The 23,290-nt window shown below is 59.9% G+C and carries 21 protein-coding genes and 2 pseudogenes; 9 read left to right on the top strand and 14 right to left on the bottom strand.

Translation table 11 applies throughout. The annotated features are described in order from the left end of the window. Positions 1–3 precede the first annotated feature (3 nt). The 9 genes from ACZCWR_RS31705 to ACZCWR_RS31665 all read left to right on the top strand — a co-directional run bounded on the left by ACZCWR_RS31705 (position 4) and on the right by ACZCWR_RS31665 (position 9,989). The gene (locus ACZCWR_RS31705; protein WP_487306636.1) at positions 4–930 is read left to right on the top strand and encodes a 2-hydroxyacid dehydrogenase; all 927 of its coding nucleotides are present in this window, start codon (positions 4–6) and stop codon (positions 928–930) included. Positions 931–1,069: 139 nt separating this feature from the next. Next, positions 1,070–2,488 (top strand): aminotransferase class III-fold pyridoxal phosphate-dependent enzyme, encoded by a 1,419-nt coding sequence (locus ACZCWR_RS31700; protein ID WP_487306635.1) that lies wholly within the window; start codon positions 1,070–1,072, stop codon positions 2,486–2,488. A gap of 52 nt (positions 2,489–2,540) precedes the next feature. Next, entirely contained in the window at positions 2,541–3,038 is a 498-nt protein-coding gene (locus ACZCWR_RS31695) for an Lrp/AsnC family transcriptional regulator (protein WP_487306634.1), read from the top strand. 97 nt (positions 3,039–3,135) lie between these two features. Further along, positions 3,136–4,200: a tartrate dehydrogenase gene (locus ACZCWR_RS31690; protein WP_487306633.1), complete on the top strand. Its 1,065-nt coding sequence runs from the start codon at positions 3,136–3,138 to the stop codon at positions 4,198–4,200. 18 nt (positions 4,201–4,218) lie between these two features. Continuing rightward, complete coding sequence (locus ACZCWR_RS31685; protein WP_487306632.1) at positions 4,219–5,691, top strand: NAD-dependent succinate-semialdehyde dehydrogenase; 1,473 nt, start codon at positions 4,219–4,221, stop codon at positions 5,689–5,691. Next, the gene (locus ACZCWR_RS31680; protein ID WP_487306631.1) at positions 5,688–6,665 is read left to right on the top strand and encodes a M14 family metallopeptidase; all 978 of its coding nucleotides are present in this window, start codon (positions 5,688–5,690) and stop codon (positions 6,663–6,665) included. The genes ACZCWR_RS31685 and ACZCWR_RS31680 overlap by 4 nt, the downstream gene beginning before the upstream one ends. A 26-nt stretch (positions 6,666–6,691) precedes the next feature. Further along, positions 6,692–7,036, top strand: a complete 345-nt coding sequence (locus ACZCWR_RS31675) for a cupin domain-containing protein (RefSeq protein ID WP_487306630.1) — start codon at positions 6,692–6,694, stop codon at positions 7,034–7,036. A 221-nt stretch (positions 7,037–7,257) separates the two neighbouring features. Then, positions 7,258–8,295 carry an ABC transporter substrate-binding protein gene (locus tag ACZCWR_RS31670; protein ID WP_487306629.1) on the top strand — a complete coding sequence of 346 codons (1,038 nt, stop codon included), beginning with the start codon at positions 7,258–7,260 and terminating at the stop codon, positions 8,293–8,295. 17 nt (positions 8,296–8,312) lie between these two features. After that, the gene (locus ACZCWR_RS31665; protein WP_487306628.1) at positions 8,313–9,989 is read left to right on the top strand and encodes a GMC family oxidoreductase; all 1,677 of its coding nucleotides are present in this window, start codon (positions 8,313–8,315) and stop codon (positions 9,987–9,989) included. 34 nt (positions 9,990–10,023) lie between these two features. Here ACZCWR_RS31665 and ACZCWR_RS31660 read toward each other — a convergent pair whose 3' ends face one another. The 14 genes and pseudogenes from ACZCWR_RS31660 to ACZCWR_RS31595 all read right to left on the bottom strand — a co-directional run bounded on the left by ACZCWR_RS31660 (position 10,024) and on the right by ACZCWR_RS31595 (position 23,224). Next, positions 10,024–10,428 carry a hypothetical protein gene (locus ACZCWR_RS31660; RefSeq protein ID WP_487306627.1) on the bottom strand — a complete coding sequence of 135 codons (405 nt, stop codon included), beginning with the start codon at positions 10,426–10,428 and terminating at the stop codon, positions 10,024–10,026. Between the two features lie 297 nt (positions 10,429–10,725). Then, positions 10,726–11,121, bottom strand: a complete 396-nt coding sequence (locus ACZCWR_RS31655; RefSeq protein WP_487306626.1) for a hypothetical protein — start codon at positions 11,119–11,121, stop codon at positions 10,726–10,728. Positions 11,122–11,237: 116 nt separating this feature from the next. After that, positions 11,238–11,783 (bottom strand): RHS repeat-associated core domain-containing protein, encoded by a 546-nt coding sequence (locus ACZCWR_RS31650; RefSeq protein ID WP_487306625.1) that lies wholly within the window; start codon positions 11,781–11,783, stop codon positions 11,238–11,240. 58 nt (positions 11,784–11,841) lie between these two features. After that, on the bottom strand, positions 11,842–12,132 hold the full coding sequence (locus ACZCWR_RS31645) for a hypothetical protein (protein ID WP_487306624.1): 291 nt from the start codon (positions 12,130–12,132) through the stop codon (positions 11,842–11,844). Between the two features lie 484 nt (positions 12,133–12,616). After that, a pseudogene (locus ACZCWR_RS31640) lies at positions 12,617–12,799 on the bottom strand (RHS repeat-associated core domain-containing protein); the annotation flags it as partial. Between the two features lie 226 nt (positions 12,800–13,025). Further along, the gene (locus ACZCWR_RS31635) at positions 13,026–13,409 is read right to left on the bottom strand and encodes an Imm50 family immunity protein (protein WP_487306623.1); all 384 of its coding nucleotides are present in this window, start codon (positions 13,407–13,409) and stop codon (positions 13,026–13,028) included. Positions 13,410–13,417: 8 nt separating this feature from the next. Continuing rightward, the gene (locus ACZCWR_RS31630; RefSeq protein ID WP_487306829.1) at positions 13,418–14,137 is read right to left on the bottom strand and encodes an RHS repeat-associated core domain-containing protein; all 720 of its coding nucleotides are present in this window, start codon (positions 14,135–14,137) and stop codon (positions 13,418–13,420) included. 164 nt (positions 14,138–14,301) lie between these two features. After that, positions 14,302–16,764 (bottom strand): annotated as a pseudogene (locus ACZCWR_RS31625) (DUF6531 domain-containing protein); the annotation flags it as partial. A gap of 127 nt (positions 16,765–16,891) precedes the next feature. Further along, entirely contained in the window at positions 16,892–18,319 is a 1,428-nt protein-coding gene (locus ACZCWR_RS31620; RefSeq protein WP_487306622.1) for an aldehyde dehydrogenase family protein, read from the bottom strand. Positions 18,320–18,338: 19 nt separating this feature from the next. Next, entirely contained in the window at positions 18,339–19,145 is an 807-nt protein-coding gene (locus tag ACZCWR_RS31615; protein WP_487306621.1) for an ABC transporter permease, read from the bottom strand. Continuing rightward, entirely contained in the window at positions 19,145–20,056 is a 912-nt protein-coding gene (locus tag ACZCWR_RS31610; RefSeq protein WP_487306620.1) for an ABC transporter permease, read from the bottom strand. The genes ACZCWR_RS31615 and ACZCWR_RS31610 overlap by 1 nt, the downstream gene beginning before the upstream one ends. Next, positions 20,053–21,351, bottom strand: coding sequence for an NAD(P)/FAD-dependent oxidoreductase (locus ACZCWR_RS31605; protein WP_487306828.1), 1,299 nt, complete (start codon positions 21,349–21,351; stop codon positions 20,053–20,055). Before ACZCWR_RS31605 ends, ACZCWR_RS31610 begins: the two co-directional genes overlap by 4 nt. Before the next feature lie 2 nt (positions 21,352–21,353). Beyond that, a complete protein-coding gene (locus tag ACZCWR_RS31600; protein ID WP_487306619.1) occupies positions 21,354–22,067 on the bottom strand; it encodes an HAD-IA family hydrolase in 714 nt (237 codons plus the stop codon). An 80-nt stretch (positions 22,068–22,147) separates the two neighbouring features. After that, complete coding sequence (locus ACZCWR_RS31595) at positions 22,148–23,224, bottom strand: ABC transporter ATP-binding protein (protein WP_487306618.1); 1,077 nt, start codon at positions 23,222–23,224, stop codon at positions 22,148–22,150. Between the last annotated feature and the right edge of the window lie 66 nt (positions 23,225–23,290).

Raw genomic sequence — 23,290 nt, 5'->3', positions numbered from 1 at the left:
GTCATGACGCTCCTCTACAAAGCCGATCCCGAACGCGGCCGCCAATGGGCGCAATGGATCGCGCAAAAAGCGCCCGAACTGGACTTTCGCGTATGGCCCGATATCGGCGATGCCGCCACCGTGCGCTATCTCGCCGCCTGGCAGCCGCCCGCCGACGTCATGCAAACATTCCCGAATCTCGAAGTGATTTTCTCGGTGGGCGCGGGCATCGACCAGTTCGATTTGTCGGGCGTGCCGCCGCATGTCGCCGTGGTGCGCATGACGGAGCCGGGCATCGTCGAGGGGATGGTGGAATACGTCACGCAGGCAGTGCTCACGCTGCATCGCGACATCTTCGATTACGTCGCGCAGCAACGCGAACGCGTGTGGCGCGAAATGCCGGTGCGCGCGGCATCGACGCGGCGCGTCGGCGTGCTGGGGCTGGGCATGCTCGGCACGGCGGTGCTTAAAACACTGCGTTCGTTCGGCTTCGCGTGCGCGGGATGGAGCCGTTCGCCGCATGAACTCGAAGGCATCGCATGCTACGCAGGCGCGGATTCGCTCGATGCCTTCCTCGCGCGCACCGATATTCTCGTCTGCCTGCTGCCGCTGACGGACGCCACGCGCGGCCTGCTGAACAAACGCGTTTTCGATACATTGCCGCAGGGCGCATCGCTCATCAACGTGGGACGCGGGCCGCAACTCGTCCAGCAAGACCTGCTCGGTGCGCTCGACAGCGGCCAGCTCCACGCCGCCATTCTCGATGTGACCGACCCCGAACCGCTGCCGCCCACGCATGCGTTCTGGACGCATCCGCGGGTGCGGTTGACGCCGCATATCGCCAGCGCCACGCGCCCGGAAACCGCGGTGGACGTGGTGCTGGACAATCTGCGGCGGCATCGGGCGGGCGAGCCGATGACCGGTGTCATCGACCGGACGCGGGGTTACTGAGCACAGCACAAAATGCTGCGCGACCCCCGCAAAACGCTGTATTTTCACCTTTCAGGATTTTTGAAGGCGATGCATCGCGCGTGGCTCGACCGTAGTATGGACAGGGTCAACGCCCCCTTTCCGAACCGAGAGCCGCACCATGCCGAATCCGTCGATCCAGTCGCTCATTGAATCCGACCGCCAGCATCTGATTCACCCCGTCGTCAGCTATCGCGCGCACGAAGCGCGTGGCGTCACCGTGCTCGATTCCGCCGATGGCGTGTTCCTGCGCGATATCGAAGGCCACGAACTGCTCGACGCGTTCTCCGGCCTCTGGTGCGTGAACACCGGCTACGGTCACGCGAGCATCGTGGAGGCCGCCGCCAAGCAAATGGCGAAGCTGCCCTACGCCACCGGCTACTTCCACTTCGGCTCGGAGCCCGCCATCGAACTGGCGGCGAAGCTCGTGGAACGCGCGCCGGCATCGCTTCAGCACGTGTACTTCACGCTCGGCGGCTCGGATGCGGTCGATTCCGCGCTGCGCTTCATCACGCATTACTACAACGCCACGGGCCGTCCGTCGAAGAAGCATTTCATCGCGCTGCAACGCGGCTATCACGGCTCGTCGTCGGTCGGTGCGGGCATGACGGCGCTGCCCGCGTTTCATCGCAACTTCGATCTGCCGCTGCCGACGCAGCATCACATTCCGTCGCCTTATGCATATCGCAACACGTTCGCCGATGACGCCGCGCTGATCGCCGCGTCCGTCGCCGCGCTCAAAGCGAAGGTCGAAGAACTCGGCGCGGAAAACGTCGCCGCGTTCTTCTGCGAGCCGATTCAAGGTTCGGGCGGCGTGATCGTGCCGCCGAAAGGCTGGCTCAAGGCCATGCGCGATGCCTGCCGCGCGCTCGATATCCTGTTCGTCGCGGATGAAGTCATCACCGGTTTCGGCCGCACCGGCCCGCTGTTCGCGTGCGAAGGCGAAGGCGTGGAACCGGACCTGATGACGGTCGCCAAGGGCCTCACCGCCGGTTACGCGCCCATGGGCGCGGTGCTCATGTCCGATGCCGTTTATCAAGGCATCGCGGATGGCGGCGATGTAGCCGCGCCCATCGGTCACGGTCACACGTATTCGGCGCATCCGGTGAGCGCGGCGATCGGCCTCGAAGTCATGCGGCTCTATCACGAAGGCGGGCTGCTGGCGAACGGTCAGGCGCGCGCGCAGCAATTCGCCGATGGGCTCGATGCGCTGCTCGCGCATCCGCTCGTGGGCGATTCGCGGCATCGCGGTTTGCTGGGCGCGCTGGAACTCGTGTCGGACAAGGCGAGCAAGCAGGGCTTCGATGCATCGCTCAAACTGCCGGACCGAATTGCCACGGCGGCTTATCAGAACGGCCTCGTGTTCCGCGCGTTCGGCGACAACATTCTCGGCTTCGCGCCCGCGTTGTGCTACACGGAAGCGAACTTCGAACTCATGTTCGAGCGCCTGAAGAAAACGCTCGACGATGTGCTCGCTCAAAGCGACGTGCGCGCCGCATTGAAAGACACTCACGCATTAAGTTCACGCGCGGCTGCGTGATAACATCGATCGACCGCCGACATGGCCGACATGCGAGACCGACCCACCCGTGATGAGCACCGACGCCAAGCTGGACCGTATCGATCTGCGCATTCTCGCGCAGTTGCAAAAGCGCGGGCGGATCACCAACGTCGAGCTTGCGGATGCGGTCGGCCTGTCGCCGAGTCCTTGCCTGATCCGCGTGAAGCGTCTGGAAAAGGCGGGTTATATCGTGGGCTACGGCGCGCAGATCGCGCTGGAAAAACTCGGCGATGTGCAGGTGGTCTTCACCGAAGTCACGCTCGCGGATCATCGCCGCGAGGACTTCATCAAGTTCGTGAATGCAGTGAAGGACGTGGACGAGATCGTCGAGTGTCATCTCGCGAGCGGCGGTTACGACTATCTGCTCAAGTTCGTCACGCGCAGCGTCAGCCATTATCAAAGCATCGTCGAGGGCTTGCTCGAACAGGGCATCGGCATCGAGAAATACTTCAGCTACGTCATCATCAAGACGTCGTTCGTCAAGACGAGCTATCCGCTCGAAACGCTGTTTTCGCAGCACCATCATTGAGGCGCGCGCCTCGTTTTTTGTCGGTCATGCTCGCAGGAATGCGGGCATGCGTTCTTGCGCGCCCGTTCCTTTCGGCTCAACCATATTGGAGTGATTCATGTCTCGCACTTATCGTATCGCCGTGATTCCGGGAGATGGCATCGGCGTCGAAGTGATGCCCGAAGCCGTGCGCGCGCTCGATGCCGTCAGCAAGCGCTTTGGCATTGAACTGGAATACGAGCATATCGACTGGGCGAGCTGCGATTACTACCTGGCGCATGGGCAGATGATGCCCGACGACTGGAAAGCGCAACTCACCCGTTGCGATGCCATTCTGTTCGGCGCGGTCGGCTGGCCGGAGAAGGTGCCGGACCATATCTCGCTGTGGGGCTCGTTGCTCAAGTTCCGGCGCGAGTTCGATCAATACATCAACTTGCGTCCCGCGCGTCTGTTCGAAGGCGTGCCCTCGCCGCTCGCGAACCGAAAAGCGGGCGACATCGACTTCATGATCGTGCGCGAGAACACCGAAGGCGAATACTCCGCAATCGGCGGCGCGATGTTCGAAGGCACCGACCGCGAGTTCGTCACGCAGACTTCCATCTTCACGCGCAAGGGCGCGGAACGTGTGCTCAAGTTCGCGTTCGAACTGGCGCAACGCCGTGAGAAGAAGCTCACGGTCGCGACCAAGAGCAACGGCATTTCCATCAGCATGCCGTGGTGGGATGCACGCGCGGCGGAAATGGCGGAGCAGTATCCGGAGATCAAATGGGATAAGCAGCATATCGACATTCTGTGCGCGCGCTTCGTGCTGCGTCCCGATCTGTTCGATGTCGTCGTTGCCACCAACTTGTTCGGCGATATTCTTTCGGACCTCGGGCCTGCATGTACGGGCACGATTGGCATTGCGCCGTCAGCGAACATGAATCCTGAGTGCACGTTTCCTTCGTTGTTCGAACCGGTTCACGGTTCCGCGCCGGATATCGCGGGCAAGGGCATTGCGAATCCGATTGCGATGATCTGGTCCGCCGCGATGATGCTCGAATTCCTGGGCGAACAAGACGCGCACGACGCGATCCTCGCGGCAATCACCGACGTGCTCAAGGATGGCCCGCATACCGGCGATCTCGGCGGACGCGCGAGCACGACGGAAGTCGGCGCGGCGATTGCGCAGCGGCTTGCCTGAACATCGAAGGAGACGATCATGGCTGAAAAACACACCCTCGCCGATCTCATTCGCGCGGACAATTTCATCGACGGAAAATGGGTCGCGGCGGCGAGCGGCAAACGCTTTGCCGTGACCGATCCGGCGACCGGCGAAACCATCTCGCAAGTGGCCGACAGCGGCCCCGCCGATGCCCGCGCCGCCACCGACGCCGCCGCCCGCGCCTTCCCCGCCTGGCGCGATGCCTTGCCGAAGGATCGCGCGGCGGTGCTGCATCGCTGGCATGCGCTCATCGTCGAGAACGCGGATGCGCTCGGCAGCCTGATCTCGCTCGAACAAGGCAAGCCGCTCGCGGAAGGCCGTGGCGAAGTCATGTACGGCGCGTCCTATGTCGCGTGGTTCGCGGACGAGGCCACGCGCATCTACGGCGACATCATTCCGCAGCAGCAGCGCGGCAAGCGCATGAGCGCCGTGAAGGAGCCGATCGGCATTGTCGCGGCCATCACGCCGTGGAATTTTCCGCTGGCGATGATCGCGCGCAAGATCGCGCCCGCGCTCGCGGCGGGCTGCACGGTGGTCGGCAAGCCTGCGGAAGACACGCCGCTCACGGCGCTGGCGCTCGTCATGCTCGCGCATGAAGCGGGCGTGCCGGCGGGCGTGCTGAATCTGATCGCTGCGTCGCGCGAGAACGGCGTGAGCGCGGTGGCGGACTGGCTCGAAGATGCGCGCGTGCGCAAGATCACCTTCACCGGTTCGACGCCCGTGGGCAAGCATCTGGCGCGCGAATCGGCGCGCACGCTCAAGAAGCTCTCGCTCGAACTCGGCGGCAACGCGCCGTTCATCGTGTTCGACGACGCCGATCTCGATGCCGCCGTCGCCGGTCTGATGGCCGCGAAGTTCCGCAACGGCGGGCAGACCTGCGTGTGTCCGAATCGCGTGTTCGTGCAGTCGTCAGTCTACGAAGCGTTCGCGGACAAGCTCGCCAAGCGCGTCGCGGTTTTGAAGGTCGCACCCGCCACCGACGCCGACGCGCAGATCGGCCCCATGATCAACGCGCGCGCCGTGGAGAAGATCGAGCGCCATGTGGATGACGCCATCGCGCGCGGCGCACGGGCGCTGGCAGGCGGCAAGCGCCTGACCAACCTCGGCCCGAACTACTACGCGCCGACCGTGCTCGCCGACGCCACGCCCGAGATGCAATTGAGCTGCGAGGAAACCTTCGGCCCGGTCGTGCCGCTGTTTCGCTTCGATGACGAAGCCGAAGGCATTCGCGCAGCCAACGACACGCCGTTCGGGCTGGCGTCGTACTTCTATAGCCAGGACGTGAGGCGCATCGATCGTGTGTCGCGGGCGCTTGAGGCGGGCATCGTCGGCATCAACGAAGGCGCGCTTGCCAGCGAAGCCGCGCCGTTTGGCGGCGTGAAGGAATCGGGCTATGGCCGCGAAGGCTCGAAGTACGGCCTCGACGATTACCTGTCGATCAAATATCTCTGTCAGGGCGGTCTGGAATGAACGCGGCGGCTTATCCCATCGAGTTGGAGTTTCCCGATATCGCCGTGCATGCAAGCGGCAACGCGGGCGTTCCGTACGTGCATACGTTCGATTCGGGTATCGACGGCCCGCACGTGATGATTAATGCGCTCACGCACGGCAACGAAGTCTGCGGCGCGATTGTCGTCGATGCGTTGCTGCGCGCGAACGTGCGTCCCACGCGCGGCAAGCTCACGCTCGCCTTCGCCAACGTGGACGCCTACGCGCGCTTCGATCCCGCTAAACCCGATGCCTCGCGCTTCGTCGATCAGGACTTCAACCGCGTGTGGACCGCGCAGAAGCTCGACGATGCATCGCTCGATTCGAGCGAACTGCGCCGCGCGCGTGCCATGCGTCCTGTCATTGATACAGTGGATATGCTGCTCGATCTGCATTCGATGCATGAGAAAAGCCGGCCTTTGATCGTGGCCGGACCGCTGGACAAAGGCATCGAATTGTCGGCGCGGCTCGGCACGCCCGCCACCGTGATCTGCGACGAAGGCCATCCCGAAGGCCAGCGCATGCGCGATTACGAAGGTTTCGGCGATGCATCGAGCGCGAAGAATGCGTTGCTCATCGAATGCGGACAGCACTGGGAAGCGAGCGCCCTGAAAGTCGCGCGCGATGTGACGGCGCGCTTTCTCGTGCTCTCCGGCGTCATCGAAAAAAACGCGTTGCCCGACGACTGGTTCCAGCCCTTGCCCGAAGAAATGCTGATCGTGCGCGTGACGCAACCCGTAGTCGCGCCGAGCATGGATTTCCGTTTCACCGACGATTACACCGGCCTCGAAGTCTTTGCCAAGGCAGGCAGCACGATAGGCTGGTCGAACGGCGAGCCTGTGCGCACGCCTTACGACGATTGCATGCTCGTCATGCCCTCGCTCAGGCAATTGCGGCCGGGCGTCACGGTCGTGCGGTTGGGCAAGATCGAACGGCGCATTCCCATCGCGCAATAAAACTCTCTCTATCTGGAAACGTTTCGATGAAAGTGCAGCAGATCAAGCAAAGCATCGCGCTCGAAGGCCTCGAAGACTGGGGCACGGCAGGTCTTCCGGGCACGACGCCCATTCAGGTGTCCGGCGTGCAGCGCGTGATTCCGGGCAGCGAGAAGATCGACACGGGCGTGTTCGAATGCACGCCCGGCACCTATCGCCGTTCCGTGAAAGAAGCCGAAGTCATGCATTTTCTGGCGGGCCACGGACGCTTCACGCCCGATGGCGAGGACACCATCCACTTCACCGGCGGCGACACGCTGTTCTTCGCGGCGAACACGGAAGGCACCTGGGAAGTGATCGAGACCATGCGCAAGGTCTACGTGATCTTCTGAGGATGAAGACATAACCTCAGGTCATGGCGGCTCAAACAATTCCGGCGTTGCTCCGGGCTATTTGACTCAATATATTTTCTGACAGGCCGCGCCGTTTCGCGTCATCGTGCAATGCGTCAGAAACGGCGCGGCGAAAAGATCAGAGGTTCATTCAGCGCTTCAATCCCTGTCGAGGAAACGCCGTGATTAAATTTGCAGGATTCCGCTGTCTTGGCGCCAACATGCGCCCGCTGGCCATGACATTGATGCTCGGCGCCGCGTTCGCCGCCACCGCGCCCGCTTCCGCTTTCGCCGCTGGCAAGATCACGTTCGTGTCGCAGGGCGGCGCGTATCAGGAAGCGCAGACCAAGGCCATTCTCGATCCTGCCGCGAAGGAACTGGGCATCACCATCAATCAGGACAGCATTCCGGATGCATGGCCGCAGATCAAGGCGCAGGCCGCCACCGGCAAGCCCATCTGGGACGTGGTGGATACGCCGACTTCCAATTGTCTGCGCGGCGGACGCGAAGGCCTGCTTGAGAAGCTCGATTTCTCGAAGATCCCGAATGCCGCCGCCGTGCCGGAGAAATACCGCACGCCTTATTCCGTGGCCTATGAGTTCTATTCGACCGTCATCGGCTACAACAAGAAGACGCTCAAGAAAGTGCCGCAAAGCTGGAAAGACTTCTGGGATGTGAAGAACTTCCCCGGCACGCGCGCGCTGCGCAACGACCCGCAAACCGTGCTCGAAGCCGCGTTGCTCGCGGACGGCGTGCCGCGCGACAAACTCTATCCGCTCGATGTGGACCGCGCGTTCAAGAAGCTCGAACAGATCAAGCCGGATGTCACCGTGTGGTGGACCTCGGGCGGTCAGTCCGCGCAATTGCTGCACGACGGCGAAGTGGACATGACGATGATCTGGAACGGCCGCGCCAGCGCCGTGATGAAGGACAATCCCGATGTCGCCTTCACGTATAACGACGGCATTCTGCAGAACACGCAGTTGTGCATTCTGAAGAACGCGCCGAATCTGAGCGATGCCGTGCGCTTCCTCAACGTCGCGTTGTCGCCGGAATTGCAGGCGAATCTGCCGCTTTATATCGATTACGGTCCGGGCAATCCGGCTGCGTTCAAGACGGGCAAGATCACCGCGCAACGGGCGAGTGAGTTGCCGAGTTCGCCTGCGAACGCTGCAAAGCAAGCACTGATGGACGAGGAATGGTGGGCGTCGGAGCCGGGCATTCAGGCGAAAGCGCGCTGGCTCAAGTTCATGCAATAAGCGCTTGTCTTTGAGACGTGATCGACACTCTCATACTGGGCGGCGGCTCGGCGGGCTGCGTGCTGGCCGCGCGCCTGTCCGAAGATCCGAACGCGAACGTGTGCCTGATCGAAGCGGGCCGCGATATCTCCTCGCACTCCATGCCCGATGCTGTGCGCAGCCGTTATCCCGGCCGCGCCTATCTCGACACGCGCAATATCTGGCAGCAACTCAAAGCGCGGATGGGTGCCATTGCGCCAATGCGTCGTTATGAGCAGGCGCGCATTCTGGGCGGCGGTTCTGCGATCAATGCGCTGATGGCCAATCGCGGCGCGCCCGCGGATTACGACGAATGGGAAGCGCTGGGTGCAGAAGGATGGAACTGGCGCACGTGTCTGCCGTGGTTCATCAAGCTGGAAACCGATAGCGATTTCAGCGGGCCATTACATGGCGATGGCGGGCCTTTGCGCATTCAACGCACGCCGTGGGCGCGTGTTTCGCCGTTCGTGCGGGCGGTGCTGGGCGCCATGCGTGAGAGTGGACATGAGTTGCATGAGGATCAAAATGGTCCTTGGGAAGATGGCACGTTCATTGGTTCGCTTTCGTTGAGTGCCAAGGGTGAACGCATTCCGACATCCGTCTGTTATCTCGATGATGCGGTGCGCGCCCGGCCGAATCTTGCAATACGCACGGATGAAACCGTCGAACGTATCCTGTTCGATGGCGTGCGTGCGACTGGCGCACGTGTGCATCGCGCAGATGGTTCGCATGACGATGTAATGGCGCGGCGTGTGGTCGTTTCCGCTGGAGCGATTCATAGCGCGGCGTTGCTGCTGCGTAGCGGTATCGGGCCTGCGGATGATCTGAAGGCGCTTGGTATCGAAGTACGTGCGGATCGTGCGGGCGTGGGGCGCAATTTGATGGAACATCCGTCGATTGCCGTGTCGGCGTTTCTGCCGCCCGGTGCGCGCACGCCGTTTCGTGACGAGCATCATGAACAGGCGATCGTGCGATTTTCGTCGGGACTGCCGGGTATCGCGCCTGGCGATATGCACGGTGCGATTCTCTCGCGTTCGGGCTGGCATTCGGTGGGTTATCGGCTCGGGACCATTTTCTTTTGGGTCAACAAGTCGTATTCGCGTGGACGGGTGACGTTGGCAACGGCGCATGCATCGGATGAGCCGAACGTTGACTTCGCGATGCTCTCCGATTCGCGCGATCTCGAACGGATCAAACTTGCGTTGCGCTTCGGTGCGGCCACGCTTGCTTCGCCTTCGATGGATGCGCATCGCGGGACGATCTTTCCGTCGAGCTATTCGCCGCGTGTGGCGGCGGTGGCGGTGCCGGGTATGTGGAATGCGATGCAGCGCGGTGCGTTGAGCGGGCTTCTTGACATCGCCGGGCCGTTGCGTGCTGCCCTTGTTAAAGGCGTGGTGACGCAGGGCGTGACCATCGATGAGTTGCTCGCCGATGACCTCGCGATGACGGATTTCGTGAAGCGCTCGGTGGGCGGGACGTGGCATCCGTCGGGGACTTGCCGCATGGGTGCGGCTAACGATCCGCTCGCAGTGACGGATGCGCGTGGTGCAGTGTATGGCGTTGAAAATCTCCACGTCTGCGATGCTTCGCTGATGCCGTCGATTCCGTGCGCGAATACGAATGTGCCGACGATTATGATCGCGGAGAGGGTGGCGGATGGGTTGCGGCGGGAATAAATGCACGAAGGGCCGTGTTAACGGCCCTTCATTTTTACTTAATAAACATCTCAATGTCTTGAAGAGCGTCTTCGGCTCTTCCAGACAACGTAGGATCTTTAAGGCACTTTTCCAGAACCGGCAGCACTTTGTCCCGATTGATTTTCAAGTGCATTCTGGCCACGTGACCAAGACAAGTTATACCCAGCCCCCTCACGTCCTCATCCTTTCCGCTTTCAATTGCTTCAATACATCTGTCTTGGATCCACTTCGGATCTTCAATGTTGAAACACAAATACATCAACGCGTTGATAACGACATCCTTATCGTTAGCCTTTAACTGATCCTCAAGTTTTTGCTTACTGTATTCGCTCATTTTATTTTTCCCTTGCTCGTAACCTTTCCGACTTTCCGCAGCGCAGATTGCTGATCGTTGGCGAATCGCACTAGCAACGAACATGTCCGTGCAACTCTTCGTCGCCGTTAGGATGTGTTCTGGTTCTATCTAGCACGACGAATTCTTCGTTGTCTGCGCCGACACCCGCACGTCTAGGCGTTGTGTCTTTGACCGGCACTGAGTTATCAGGTGCAGCTTGCCCGTTACTTGGTGCTTTGCTTTCAGCGTTATCGGTTTTTCCGTGGTATGGCGCATTCGAAAAAATACGAGCCAGCCCAAGCGGATCGATCCACTGCACCGGGTTGAGGGCGTACTGGAAGAGGTTGACTCCACCAGAAAGGCCGATAGAGTCTTTGCTATTTAGCGATTCTCAGAATTGTATCTTGCTACCCTTGAAACATCCTCATCTTCATCCAGCACCAGCTTATTAATTATCGAAATTGGCGTCTTCTTGTTCGATGCAATCCCTTGTCGTACTACTGGATCCAAATCTCGGGCAAGAAGCTCAAATAACTCCACAGAGGGCTTTCGCTTAACCGCGACACTGCGTCTCACATCGGAATCAAACCGGCAAAGCTCCGTTAAGCTTTCCAAGGGGACCGTCTTGTTATGAGCCACCCATTTCCTGTAGTCTGGGAACGGTTCAATGACATCCTTCCACACTGAAACAGGCGCTTCGTCAATTGCTGCTCGGTCGTATTCTTCTTTGTTGAGACTACCTCTCAACGCGATGAATTCTTCAGCAGACTGGATCATTTTGAATCCTTGCACTTCAGTGAATCAAAGTTGACGTTCTTACCGACGTCACTCTTGTGCTTGCTCATGTAGTCACCATACACATCAGCATCTGCCACCCATGCGCCGTTTTTGTCTTACACCTTCCAGGCACTAGCTCCATGTCCGGTTTGATCTTCGGACCACCACATACCTGTAGCTGGATCGCATACATATTTAGCGTGACCAACGGCTGGCACATTGCCTGCGCACACCCGATCAAAGCGGTTCATTTGCCACTTTTTCCTGCACGGACACTTAGCATTTTGATTCGGCTTTTGGGATGTTTGCTTTCTTCCCGCAGTCGCCGAACTCTGTGATAGGCCGAAACGGTCAACCCACTCAACCGGGTTAGGCGCGTATTGATAAACGTTGATCCCACCCGCCAAACCAATCGGATATTTCGAGATGAACCGCCCCGTCTGCGGATCATAGTACCGATGCCGATTGGAATGCAGGCCCAATTCATCGTCTGCGTACTGCCCTTGGTAACGGATCGCATTGTCCGTGTCTCGTGCATCCGTCTTGCCGTAGGGCGTTGGCTTCCTTGTGCCCCACGCCCTACACCGCGCCAGCAAAACCACCTTCCCGGACTCATCCAGCAACTCCTGCGGCGTGCCCAGATGATCGTCGTGATAGAACACGGACGACTTACCGTAACCGCCAAATAAACCAAGAGGCCGCTTGCGGCCCCCTTGTTTATTACTTGTTAAGAGCCAATCCTTCTGGCCCAACTACGTCAATAATTTCAACGCCATCTGTATCAAGATTAAGGCTCGGCTCGCGCCTTGCCAGTGATACAAAGAGATCGTGAACATACCTCCGCTTATCCGTCACTTCATCTAATGGAACTTCCTGCGGGATGATTTTCGGCCAGTGTTTCAGCCAAGTATTCGAAGCGAGTACGTACTCCAATGCGTCGAGTACACGTTTTCGAGATATCGGCCCAAAGCGGTCAAATTCAGCCCTCGCCTCTTCGTAGACCTTCTTCATGGACGCGTCTGAGTCGATATAGAAGTCGTCCAACTCCTCATCCGTCATAGACAGAAGAAAGTAATACAAAGGACGAACATAATTGAAGTTAATCTGCTTAGTCATAACTGAGGATATGCCGTCACGATATTCCCATTGCGTCGAACCACGGTGACTTTTGACGTACTTGTCGGGCAGCCACCGCCCGCTTTATAGCCTTCCCCAACTATTCGACCCATATCCAACGTCTCAACATTCGTCCCACGTACGTTCATCAATGTCGTACCACGCTGGATCGCATCCAACTGATCAATGTTGCTAAGAAACCGAGTTGAATCGACCGGACGCGGACGTCTTGGGCATGCATTATCTGGCGGTATGCCTGTTTTCGCGCGATGTTCTTGCTGTGACATTGTTGTTCCTGCGCCATGGCGCGAATACGCATGGCTACCGCCAGAAGCATCCATATCGCCTAAGATACTTCCGGCTCGGCAATTCGCTCTGTTACCAGCGAGTCCGAGCGGATCGACCCACTCAATAGGGTTGGGCCCATAAGTGTAGAGGTTGATGCCGCCTCGCAACCCAATTGGATCGCGGCTAACGAACCGCCCGTCTGCGGATCATAGTACCGATGCCGGTTGTAGCGCAGCCCTGTCTCATCATCTGCGTACTGCCCTCGCAAACGGATCGCGCGGTCCGTCTCCACCGCGGTCCGTCTTGCCGTAAGGCGTGGCGTTACGTGCGCCTCACACTTTATTCGCGTCAGCCAAACGATCCTGCACTTCTCATCCAGCATCTACTGCGGCATGCCCAGAAGACGTTCAGATAGAGCACGGGCGAAATACCATTACCAAAAGTACGAAGGGCTGCGTGAGCGGCATTTCGTTCATCTGGTACCCTACTCTTCGAGGAAATTATTCTCCATCAAGATAAACTGTCGGGCCAATTAAAGAAATAAACTGACAAATAAAATGGATCTGCACCGCTTCTCCGAAAAATTGAACGTCATATCCGTCCTCTGCTTTATCAATGTGAAGACTCGCCAAATTTCGTGCATTCCAACCAGATATTTTCAATTCACTAACTACCGCACAGTGAATCCCTACGCGACACCGATTGAAATTTTTCCATTTTTCGGGAGGGCGATCAGGAAGTTGGTCAATAAGGTCGAAGTTCGCCATGAACAACTTTCCGTCCCTCTTCAAAGAGATGTCAAACAAATCGATCTTCTCTATCGTCGGGCTATAGCTAAAGACTCGACGCAATAACTCTGCACCAGAAAAATCAACGAGGTTCACTGTCACTCCTAAAACGGATAGTGGGCTTGAGTGCCAGGCACCTTACCCGTGCGAGGATTTGAGCATGGCCGAACATTGAAGTGCGGTCCTTGGTCGCCCGCCCCTCCCTCACCATAATAATGGCCAGCACCATGATCTTGAACTAAGACCACGCTCCCATCAGAGCGGGTGAATTGATATTCTTTCGTCCAGATCGGTTGATTACTCTTATCGAGCACCGGCGACCCGTCTGAACCCGTCATCATGACTTGATTGTATTGCCCCATCTGGCCAGTTTTCTCGTTAAGAACCCGGTCAGGTTGTTGACTTAATGGAATCCCCAGATCACGTTTCGCTTGGCGGAATGCCCCTTTACGACCGGGACATGGAGCGAGGCCAAACGGATCGCTCCATCGCACCGGATTTGCGTTAGCAAACTGATAGAGGTTGATCCCGCCAGCAAAGCCGATGGGATCTTTCGAAACGTAACGTCCCGTGCTCGGATCATAATACCGGTGCCGATTGTAGTGCAGCCCCGTCTCATCATCTGCGTACTGCCCTTGGAAGCGCAACGGATTGACGATCCCCGCCCGACGCGCCGCTTCGCTGATGACTTCCTTGGCCGCGCCCCACGCCCGATACTGCGCACTCCACGCCATTTCCCCACGGCTATCCGTGATCTCCTGCGGCGTGCCCAGATGATCGCACTGGTAATACCCGATCTCCGCGAACGCTTGTGGTTCAGGCACATCCACCCACAGCGGATCCCGATCGATGTCGTATCGTCCCGCGTAGTCCGACTGTGCGTGCAATGTGATCGCGCCATCGCGACTCGCCTGCGCCAGCGGCACGAAACTGCCCGGCTCATACACGTAATGCGTCGTGCGTCCTCGACCGCTTTCCCACGCGAGCGTAGCTGTCCTGCCTCGTGGCGATAGCGTGTTTCACCGCCTGCAGCATCGGTGAAACTCGTCAAACGGCCGCGTTCGTCGTAGTGCCAGCGGCTCGTTTTGCCCGAGCAGTCGGTGTAGGTGGCCAGTTGCCCGCTCGCGGTATAGACCAGCGCCTTGACGCCGCCCTTCGCATCGGTGATCTGCACCGGCAGGCCCGCTGCATCGTTCTCATACTGCGTGGTGTTGCCCAGCGGATCGGTCTCTTCGGTGAGGTATCCCTTCTGATCGTAACCGCGTGTCCACAGGCCGGCCTCGGCATCGCGGATCTTGATCAGATTGTCGCGCTCGTCGTAAGCGAAGTGCACGGTTGTGCCATCAGCGCGTGTATGTGAAACCTGATTGCTCCGATCGTCGTACGTGTAATAGTCGGAACTGCCATCGACATGCAAATGACGCGTGACGTTCTTTGCCGCATCACGGAAGAACCACTCCGACAGCCCATCGGCGTGACGGATGCGATACGTGTAGCCGAGAATGTCGTAGTAGTACCAGGTCTCATTGCCGTGGGCGTCGGTGACGTATGTCAGGCGGATGTTCGGATCCCATTCGAGCGTGGTGTCGTAGCTGCCGTCGTCGGCCCATTCGCGTACTGCCTTCGCGGTGGGCTCCGTGCCGTTCCAGCGCAGGTTCATGCCGCGTGCGGTGCGATCTGTGTAGCGCGTGACCAGGTGATGATCGTAGGCGTACGTGCGCGTCGCCCCGTTCTCGTCGATTGCCTTAATCAGATCGCCAGCATCATCGTAGGTATAAGCAGCAAGCGGGCGCACCGGCTTGCCCTCTTCGATAAGCCACAGTTCGGTGATGCGGCCTGCATCATCCGTCGCGCTTTGCACGTGCGCATTGATCGTGTCGCCGTGACAGCTCATCAAATCTGAAGGCGTGAGCGCGTTGGCCTCGCCTTCGTGTTCATACGCAAGCGCCACCATCGCGCCATTGCGCAGCGCGATGTTGATCAGCCGAAAGTGGTTGCCGTGACGCTCGTAGGTTTCCTTGACATCGAAGCCATGCGCGACCGCGACGCTGTTCTCCGCCACCCGGACGAGCGTGACGTTCTCGATGGCATCGTAGTGAAACGCACCGACCTTCGGCAACGGCCAGTCATGCGTGCGACCATCGACCGCGTGATAGCGCAACGTCTCGGGCCGCGCACCATGCCGCACGATATCGAGTCGCGTGGTAAAGGCCGAAGTCCAGCGCGCGCCCAGCGGACCTGAATCGTAAGCAGCCAGATCGGAGCGATACATACGCTCCCAGTCAAGCGCGAAGAGACCCGGCAACAAGAAGTCGCCATGCGCGATACGCTCCGCACCCCGCGCGAAGCTGATGCTGTTAGAGGTGCCGTCCGGACAGTTCTTGCACCCACCGTCACCCGCGCATTGCGCCTCAAACCGCGTAGTCTCAACCGACCCCTGATCGTGGTTTTTCTTCGCATGACCGGTCTGATCAGTCGGCACATTCGCGTGTCGGCCCTTGCCGTGTTTCTTGCGATAGGCCTTGACGACGCCAAGCAAAATCGTCAGCAACTTCGCGATGGCACCGACTTTCGGGTCCGCCAACTCGGTCATGGCCTTGCGGCAAAGCGCGCCGAGCTTCCCGATATCAGCCTTGATGGCGGCGATCAACGTCGCGCGCTGCTCATCGCTCAACTGCCGGGCGCCCGCGTTCACGGCGGCCTGCGCCGTCGCTTCGTAAGCGTGAAACAGCGAAGCAATCCCCTTGCCGATGCTCTTGCCGGGATCGTGAACGAAGATCTCTACCGCTTCCCTGCTCTCCCGCGCGGACTGCTGTGCGGTGCCTGTCGCGTCGAGCGAACCCGTGGCGGCACTTTCCAAGCCGCGGGCGAGGTGATCCAGCAACTCGTCGAGAAATACGCCGGTATCCTTAAGAATCTCTTCCAGCCGGCTTTCGGCCTCCGCGAGAAATCGTTCGAGGTCGCCAATGATCGTGTCGTTCAGGTGATTGCCGAACAGCGCTACCAGCGAGTCGCCCAGCGTCGCCCTGGCATAGTCCTTCACCAGCGCCTTGCCCTGCGACACCAACTCGCTGCGCACCTCGGCCAGCATTGGACGCAGGCTCGCGCGCATCGCGGTGAAGGCGGGCGGTACTGGAATCAAGCCGATGCCGTCGATGCCGATGAACACATAGTCCAGCACATCGATCGGGATGTTCTTCTGCTGCTTGTCGTAGAGTTCTTTGAGATCCAGCGCCACCGACACCAGCGCGATGACATTGCCCACCACGGGCAATCCGCCCGCGACACTCTCGAGGCGCTCCAGCGACACGACCCCGTTCGTGATCCTTTGCAGCCACTGATCGAAGTGCTGCGCGGCGACCTTGATGTCCTCGAGGTCGATTGTGTTGAGGGGTTTGATTGCGGACTGCGACGGACGATTTTTAGCTTCTTGTTCTGCGGGTATTGCCATTTCGGGTCAGTGCTTGATGCGGTGATTCGAGGTAACGAGTGAGGCGGTAAAAAGCCGGCCGGATTATAGGGGCCGACCGCATCGAATCGATACCGGCACTGCACAATATGACCAAATTGCGATCAAACTACTCCCCATACCCCACAATCCCCTTCACCTCCAAAAACGCATCCAACCCCCACTCCCCATACTCCCGCCCGTTCCCCGACTGTTTAAACCCACCAAACGGCGACCCCGGATCCCAAGCCGGATAATTCACATAAACACTCCCCGCGCGCATGCGAAACGCCACTTTCCGCGCCCTTTCCTGATCCTTCGATTGCACATAAGCCGCCAACCCATACGGCGTGTCATTAGCAATCGCAATGGCCTCTTCCTCATCGCGATAAGGCATGATCGCAAGAACGGGCCCGAAGATTTCCTCACGCGCAATCGTCATATCCGGCGTGACGCCCGCGAACACAGTCGGCTTGACGAAGTATCCACGCTCCAATCCATCAGGACGCCCAACACCCCCCGCCACCAACTCAGCACCTTCCTCGATCCCCACACCGATCAACCGCTGAACACGCCTGAACTGCACATCACTAACGACAGGCCCCATCGTCGTGGCCACATCATCAGCCATGCCCACACGCTGCGCCGAAGCCGCGCGCCGCGCGATCTCCACCGCTTCATCGTGACGCGATGCCGGCACCAACATGCGCGTAGGTGCATTGCACGACTGCCCGCTATTTCCAAAGCACGAGTTCACGCCAGCGGTAACCGCCGCTTCGAAATCCACATCGTCCAGCAGAATGTTGGCCGACTTCCCGCCCAACTCCTGATGCACGCGCTTGACCGTCGGCGCGGCGAGCTTGGCGATCTCCACGCCCGCACGCGTCGATCCGGTGAACGACACCATGTCCACATCAGGATGCGCACACAGCGCAGCGCCGACCGTCAGGCCATCGCCGTTGACGAGATTGAACACGCCCGCAGGCACGCCTGCCGCATCGAGTATTTCGGCGAACAGGACCGCATTCATCGGCGAAACTTCGCTGGGTTTGAGCACGACCGTGCAGCCCGCCGCGAGCGCAGGCGCGACCTTGCACACGATCTGATTGATCGGCCAGTTCCAAGGCGTGATGAGCGCGGCCACGCCGACCGGCGCGTGATCGATGAACGTCGTGCCTTTCTTGCGCTGCCACGGAAAACGCTCCATAGTCCGAAGCGTTTCTTCAAGATGTCGCTGGCCCAGTCCCGCTTGCCACGCATGCGCGAGCTTCGTCGGCGCACCGATTTCCTTGCTGATGACATCGGCCATCTCGTCATAGCGCGACATGTACGCTTCGAGAATGCGTTCGAGCAGCGCGACGCGTTCCGCCACCGTCGTTTGCGAGAACGATACGAACGCACGCTTCGCCGCCGCCACGGCACGATCGACATCGACCGCATCGCCCATGGCGACTTCGTCGATCGGTTCCTCCGTGCAAGGATCGATCACCGCGAGACGCGACTGGCCCGAAGGCTCGACCCATTGGCCATCGATATAAAACTGCTGTAGATGTCGCATTGAATACGCCAGAAGAAAGTTAAGCGCGCGCCGCCGCCGACGAACGCCGGCTCACGACGACGATCATCACGAGACATAACGTGATGGCAGTCAGCATCGTGCTGATCGCGGCGATGGTCGGATCGATCTCATCGCGCAAGGTCACGAACATGCGTCGCGTGAGCGTCTGATTGGTGCCGCCGGACACGAACAACGCGACGACCGTTTCATCGAGCGCCTGAATGAAAACGAACACCGCGCCGGAGATGACGCTCGCCTTGATCTGCGGCAGCGTCACCGTCATGAAGGCGCGAAAGCGGTTCATGCCGAGGCTGCGCGCGACCATCTCTTGCGTGCGGTCGAAGGTGCGTAAATCCGCGCCCACGGAAATGAGCACATAAGGCAATCCAAGCATGGTGTCGGCCACGATCAACCCCGTCAGCGTGTTCACATACCCCGCCTGCGTGAACACGAAAAACACGCCCACCGCCACAATGATGATGGGCACCATCAATGGCAGCATGAGCACGGTGCGCAGATAACGCATGGACCAGTGCGAACCGTATTGAATGCCATAAGCCGCCGCTATTCCAAGCGGCGTCGCGATCAATGCAGCGCAAGTAGATGCCGCGATGGTCGTTTTAGCGGCATCGATCCAGGCGGGGTTATCGAAGAACGCGTGATACCAGCGCAGCGAATACGCAGGCGGCGGGAACGTGAGAAAGCGCGCATCCGAGAAGGACAGCGGCACCACAATGATGACGGGAATCATCAAAAACGCGAGGATCAGCGCAACGGATGCACCGAGCGTGATTCGACCAAAAGAGAGCTGATTGCGCAGTTCCATTATTTCGCTCCCAAGGTCTTTTCCAGCGGAATCACGCGGCTTACGGCATAGAAGATCGCGAATACGCAGACCAGCAGCGCGACACTCACCGCACTCGCCGCGCCCCAACTGTTATAGATCTCGATGTTGCGGCTCACGATCATCGATACCATCATCGACTTGCCGCCGCCCATGAGTTCCGGCGTGATGTAGAAGCCGAGGCAAAGAATGAACACGAGCGTGACGCCCGCGAGCACGCCGCTCATCGACAAGGGGAGAAACACCCGCAAAAACACATGTACCGGCGAGCCGCCGAGACTCGCGCCCGCCTGAGAAAGATTGGACGGAATCTTCTGCATGGCAGAATAAAGCGGCAGCACCATGAACGGCAGCAGGATATGCACCATCGCGATGATGGTTCCCAACTGGTTATACGAAAGCTGCAAAGGCCGCTCGATCAGCCCCATGCCGAGCAGCGCCTTGTTGATGAGACCGGTCCGCTGCAACAGCACGAGCCACGCATACGTGCGCACGAGCACGCTGGTCCAGAACGGCAGAATGACCATGCCGAGCACGAGCGCGCTCCATCGCGGTGGAATCGACGCCGCGAAATACGCCACCGGATAACCAAGCAGCAACGTAATCGCAGTCACGATCAGCGACAGCTTGAACGTGAGCAAGAACGTATCGAGATAAGCGCCCGTGAAAATGCGCCGGTAATTCGCGAGTGTGAAGCCACCATCGTGATAGATGGATTGCCACGAGAGCCACGCGAGCGGCACCACGAGCAATACGACGATAACAAGCAGCGCAGGCGTCATGAGCAACAACATCATGCGATCTTCGCGCTGCTGATAACGCACCGACGGGTCGATGGTGGCGGCGTGCATCACGGTGTGATCCTGAAGTATCCGTTTGGCTGTCGTCATCATGCACCCACGGCGTCTAGAAACTGATACCACGCAGCGACGAGCCTCACGCCCGGCGCGCGCAACGAATGAAACGGCACGGGCCGCAAGCCGTCCTGCGCCAGCAGCGACAGTTCCGGCTTCTCGCCCAGCGCGAGCGCTGCCGCGTGCTGGCCGATCAGGCTCGCCATCGCCACGCCCGCGCCGTTATAGCCGAGGCAGAACGTGGTGGCATCGTCGGCGCGTCCGACGTGCGGCAATGCGTTGAAGGTCATCCCAACATAACCCGACCAGCGGTAATCCACCTGTACATCTTTCAATTGCGGAAAGAGCGCGACCATCGCGCGTTGCAGCGCATCGAAGCCGGTCGGCTCGCCTTCCTTGCCGAACGCATCGCGCCCGCCGAACAGCATGCGGCCATCGACCTTGCGGAACCACTTCATCATGCGCCGCGTTTCCGTGTAGCTGCGGCGATTGACCATGAGTTGCGCATCGAGTTCGGGAGATAAACGCGCGGTCGCGATCATCGCGCTGCGAAACGGCACGAGTTCGCGATGAAACGAAGCCGTTGCATCGGTTAGATTCGAATACGCATTCGTCGCGACGATCACTTGCCGCGCGCGCACCGTGCCGCCCGGTGCTTTCAATACGACGCGGCCATCGTCGGCACGCATCATGTCGATGATGGGCGTGGCCTCATAGATCGGCACACCGCGCCCGGTGAGTCCCGCTGCGATGCCGCGCACGTATTCGAGCGGCAGAATAGTGCCTGCATCCGCGCTCAACACGCCGCCGACGAAGCCCTTCGAACCGGTCTCGTGTTCAATCTCGGCGCGCGATTGTACGGACATCGAAGCATCGCCGAGCGATGTGCGCACCCAGTCCGCTTCCGCGACGATCGACGCCAACGCGCGCTCCGTATGCGCACACCGCAAACTGCCTGTGTGCTCGAAACGCGCTTGCGATATGCCGAATTCGTCGATCAGCGCTTCGACCGTGCGCACGCCATCATGCGCCAGCCGATGCATGCGCTTCGACACTTCCAGCCCATGCATGTTCGCAATCGCCGGAAACGACAGCCGGAACTTCGACGACACCACGCCGCCATTGCGCCCGCTCGCGCCCCAGCCGACCGGATTCGCATCGAGCACCGCGCATTCCACGCCGCGCTTCTGCAACGCATGAGCCGCGCTCAAACCCGAGTAACCCGCGCCGATGATCGCCACTTCCACATCGATGTCGCGTGCGAGCGGCGCGCGCGGCGTGACCGGCGCGGCCATCGCCCGCCACAGGGATTCGGGCGTGGTCGGGGCGCGCATCATCAGGCGGCGGCGCGCAGTTCGGCGTCCACGGCATCCGCGAGCGCGCCGAGCGTCGCGAACTTGAAGGTCGGCGTGGTGACGGTTTCGGGAACCGGCGTCGCGCCGAAACCCTTCATGCCCTGACGCCGTTCGATCCAGCACGTCGCGTAACCGAGCTTCGTCGCCACACCGATATCGTGATGCTGGCTCTGTGCGGTGTGCAGAATATCGCCGAACTTGTAGCCGAACGCGGATTGACGTCCACGGTTATAGGCGAAGAATTGCGGGTCGGGCTTGGCGACGCCGGTTTCATCGCAACACACGGTGTCGTCGAACGGATTGCCGAGTGTGTGCGCATAAGCCGACAGCGCGACGCGGTCTGCATTGGTCATCGCGACCAGACGGAAGTGCTTGCGCAGACGCTTGAGCGCCGCGACGGAATCGTCGAATGCGGGCCAGTCGAGCACATCGCGCTGGAAGGCGGCGGCGGTTTGCGCATCGTCGGGCAGGCCGAGTTTCTTTGCCAAATGCAGGTACACGTTGGCCATTTCATGGCTGGAGCGGCCCGGATACGTCGCGCGGCCTTCCATGTACGGCTCGAAAATTTGATCGTCGGTCAGGTCCTTCGCCTTCGCGCCGCCGAGACGGCGCACCGAATCGAGCACGCCCTTTTCGAAGTTGATCAGCGTGCCGACGACATCGAACGTCAGGACCTTGAAATCGGTGAGATTCATTGCTTCATCCTTTGGGTTTTGCATCTGCGTTTGAAGTCGAATCGCCCGTGCACAGGCGCTCGTTTTAAAAAAATCCAATGTCACGCGGGCACGACGATGGTGTCCTGCGGATCGAGTGCGACGATCATCGCCGCGCCGGGTTCGGGAATCCTGCGGCGCGCTTCGTGGCCGCCGGGTTGTCGAAGACTGATGGCCGTGCCGTCCGCCAGCGATGCGAATACGCGCAGGCTTTCGCCCTGATACAGCACTTCGGTCACGCGGCACGTGAGACGATTTGCGTTGGCGTGACGGTTCTCGGGATCGATCACGAGCTTTTCCGTTTGGACAGCCAACAAAAGTTTTTCGCCGCGCGGCAAAGGGTGTGCGGTGCGCAGGAGCGTATCGCCGAGACGCACGGCATCGTCGCCGGCGCGCGTCACGCCAAGCATCGTTGCCTCGCCGATGAAGCTCGCGACGAAGGCATCGCACGGGCGGTCGTAAAGCCGCTCGGGTGTATCGATCTGCACGAGCTTGCCGTCCTTGAGCACGGCAACGCGATCGCTCATGGTGAGCGCCTCGCGCTGATCGTGCGTGACATTGACGATGGTCGCGCCAAGCTGCCGGTGCAAGCGTCGCAATTCGATCTGCATGGTCTCGCGCAGTTGCTTGTCGAGCGCGGACAAGGGTTCGTCCATGAGAATGAGTTGCGGCTTGAACACCATGGCCCGCGCCAGCGCCACGCGCTGCTTCTGGCCACCGGAAAGCTGATGCACGCTGCGTCCTTCGTAGCCCTTGAGTTCGACCATGGCGAGCGCATCCGCCACGCGTTTGGCCCATGTCGATTTTGGCTCGCGCCGCGCACGCAGCGAGAACGCCACGTTCTCACCCACCGTCATGTGCGGAAAGAGCGCGTAGTTCTGAAACACGATGCCGATATTGCGTTTGTGAGGCGGCGCAAATGTAATGTCGCGCTCGCCCACCCAGACGCTTCCCGAACTCGGCTGAACGAAACCGCCGAGAATGCCGAGCAGCGTCGTCTTGCCCGAACCCGACGGTCCGAGCAGCGACACGAACTCGCCCGGCGCGATGTCGAGCGATACGTTGTCGAGCGCCGTGACCGCGCCGTAGCGCTTCGTCGCCGATCTGATCGACACTCCGGTTGTCGCGCGTGCGTCCATGTCGTTCGTCTCGCTTGAATGCATAGGTTAGGAAAAATATAAGGCGCGATGTTTTTGACGGCAATT

The organism is Caballeronia sp. A2-2, assembly GCF_057612605.2.
Note: the sequence above shows the minus strand (reverse complement) of the source record. Positions and strands in the feature narration are given on the sequence as shown.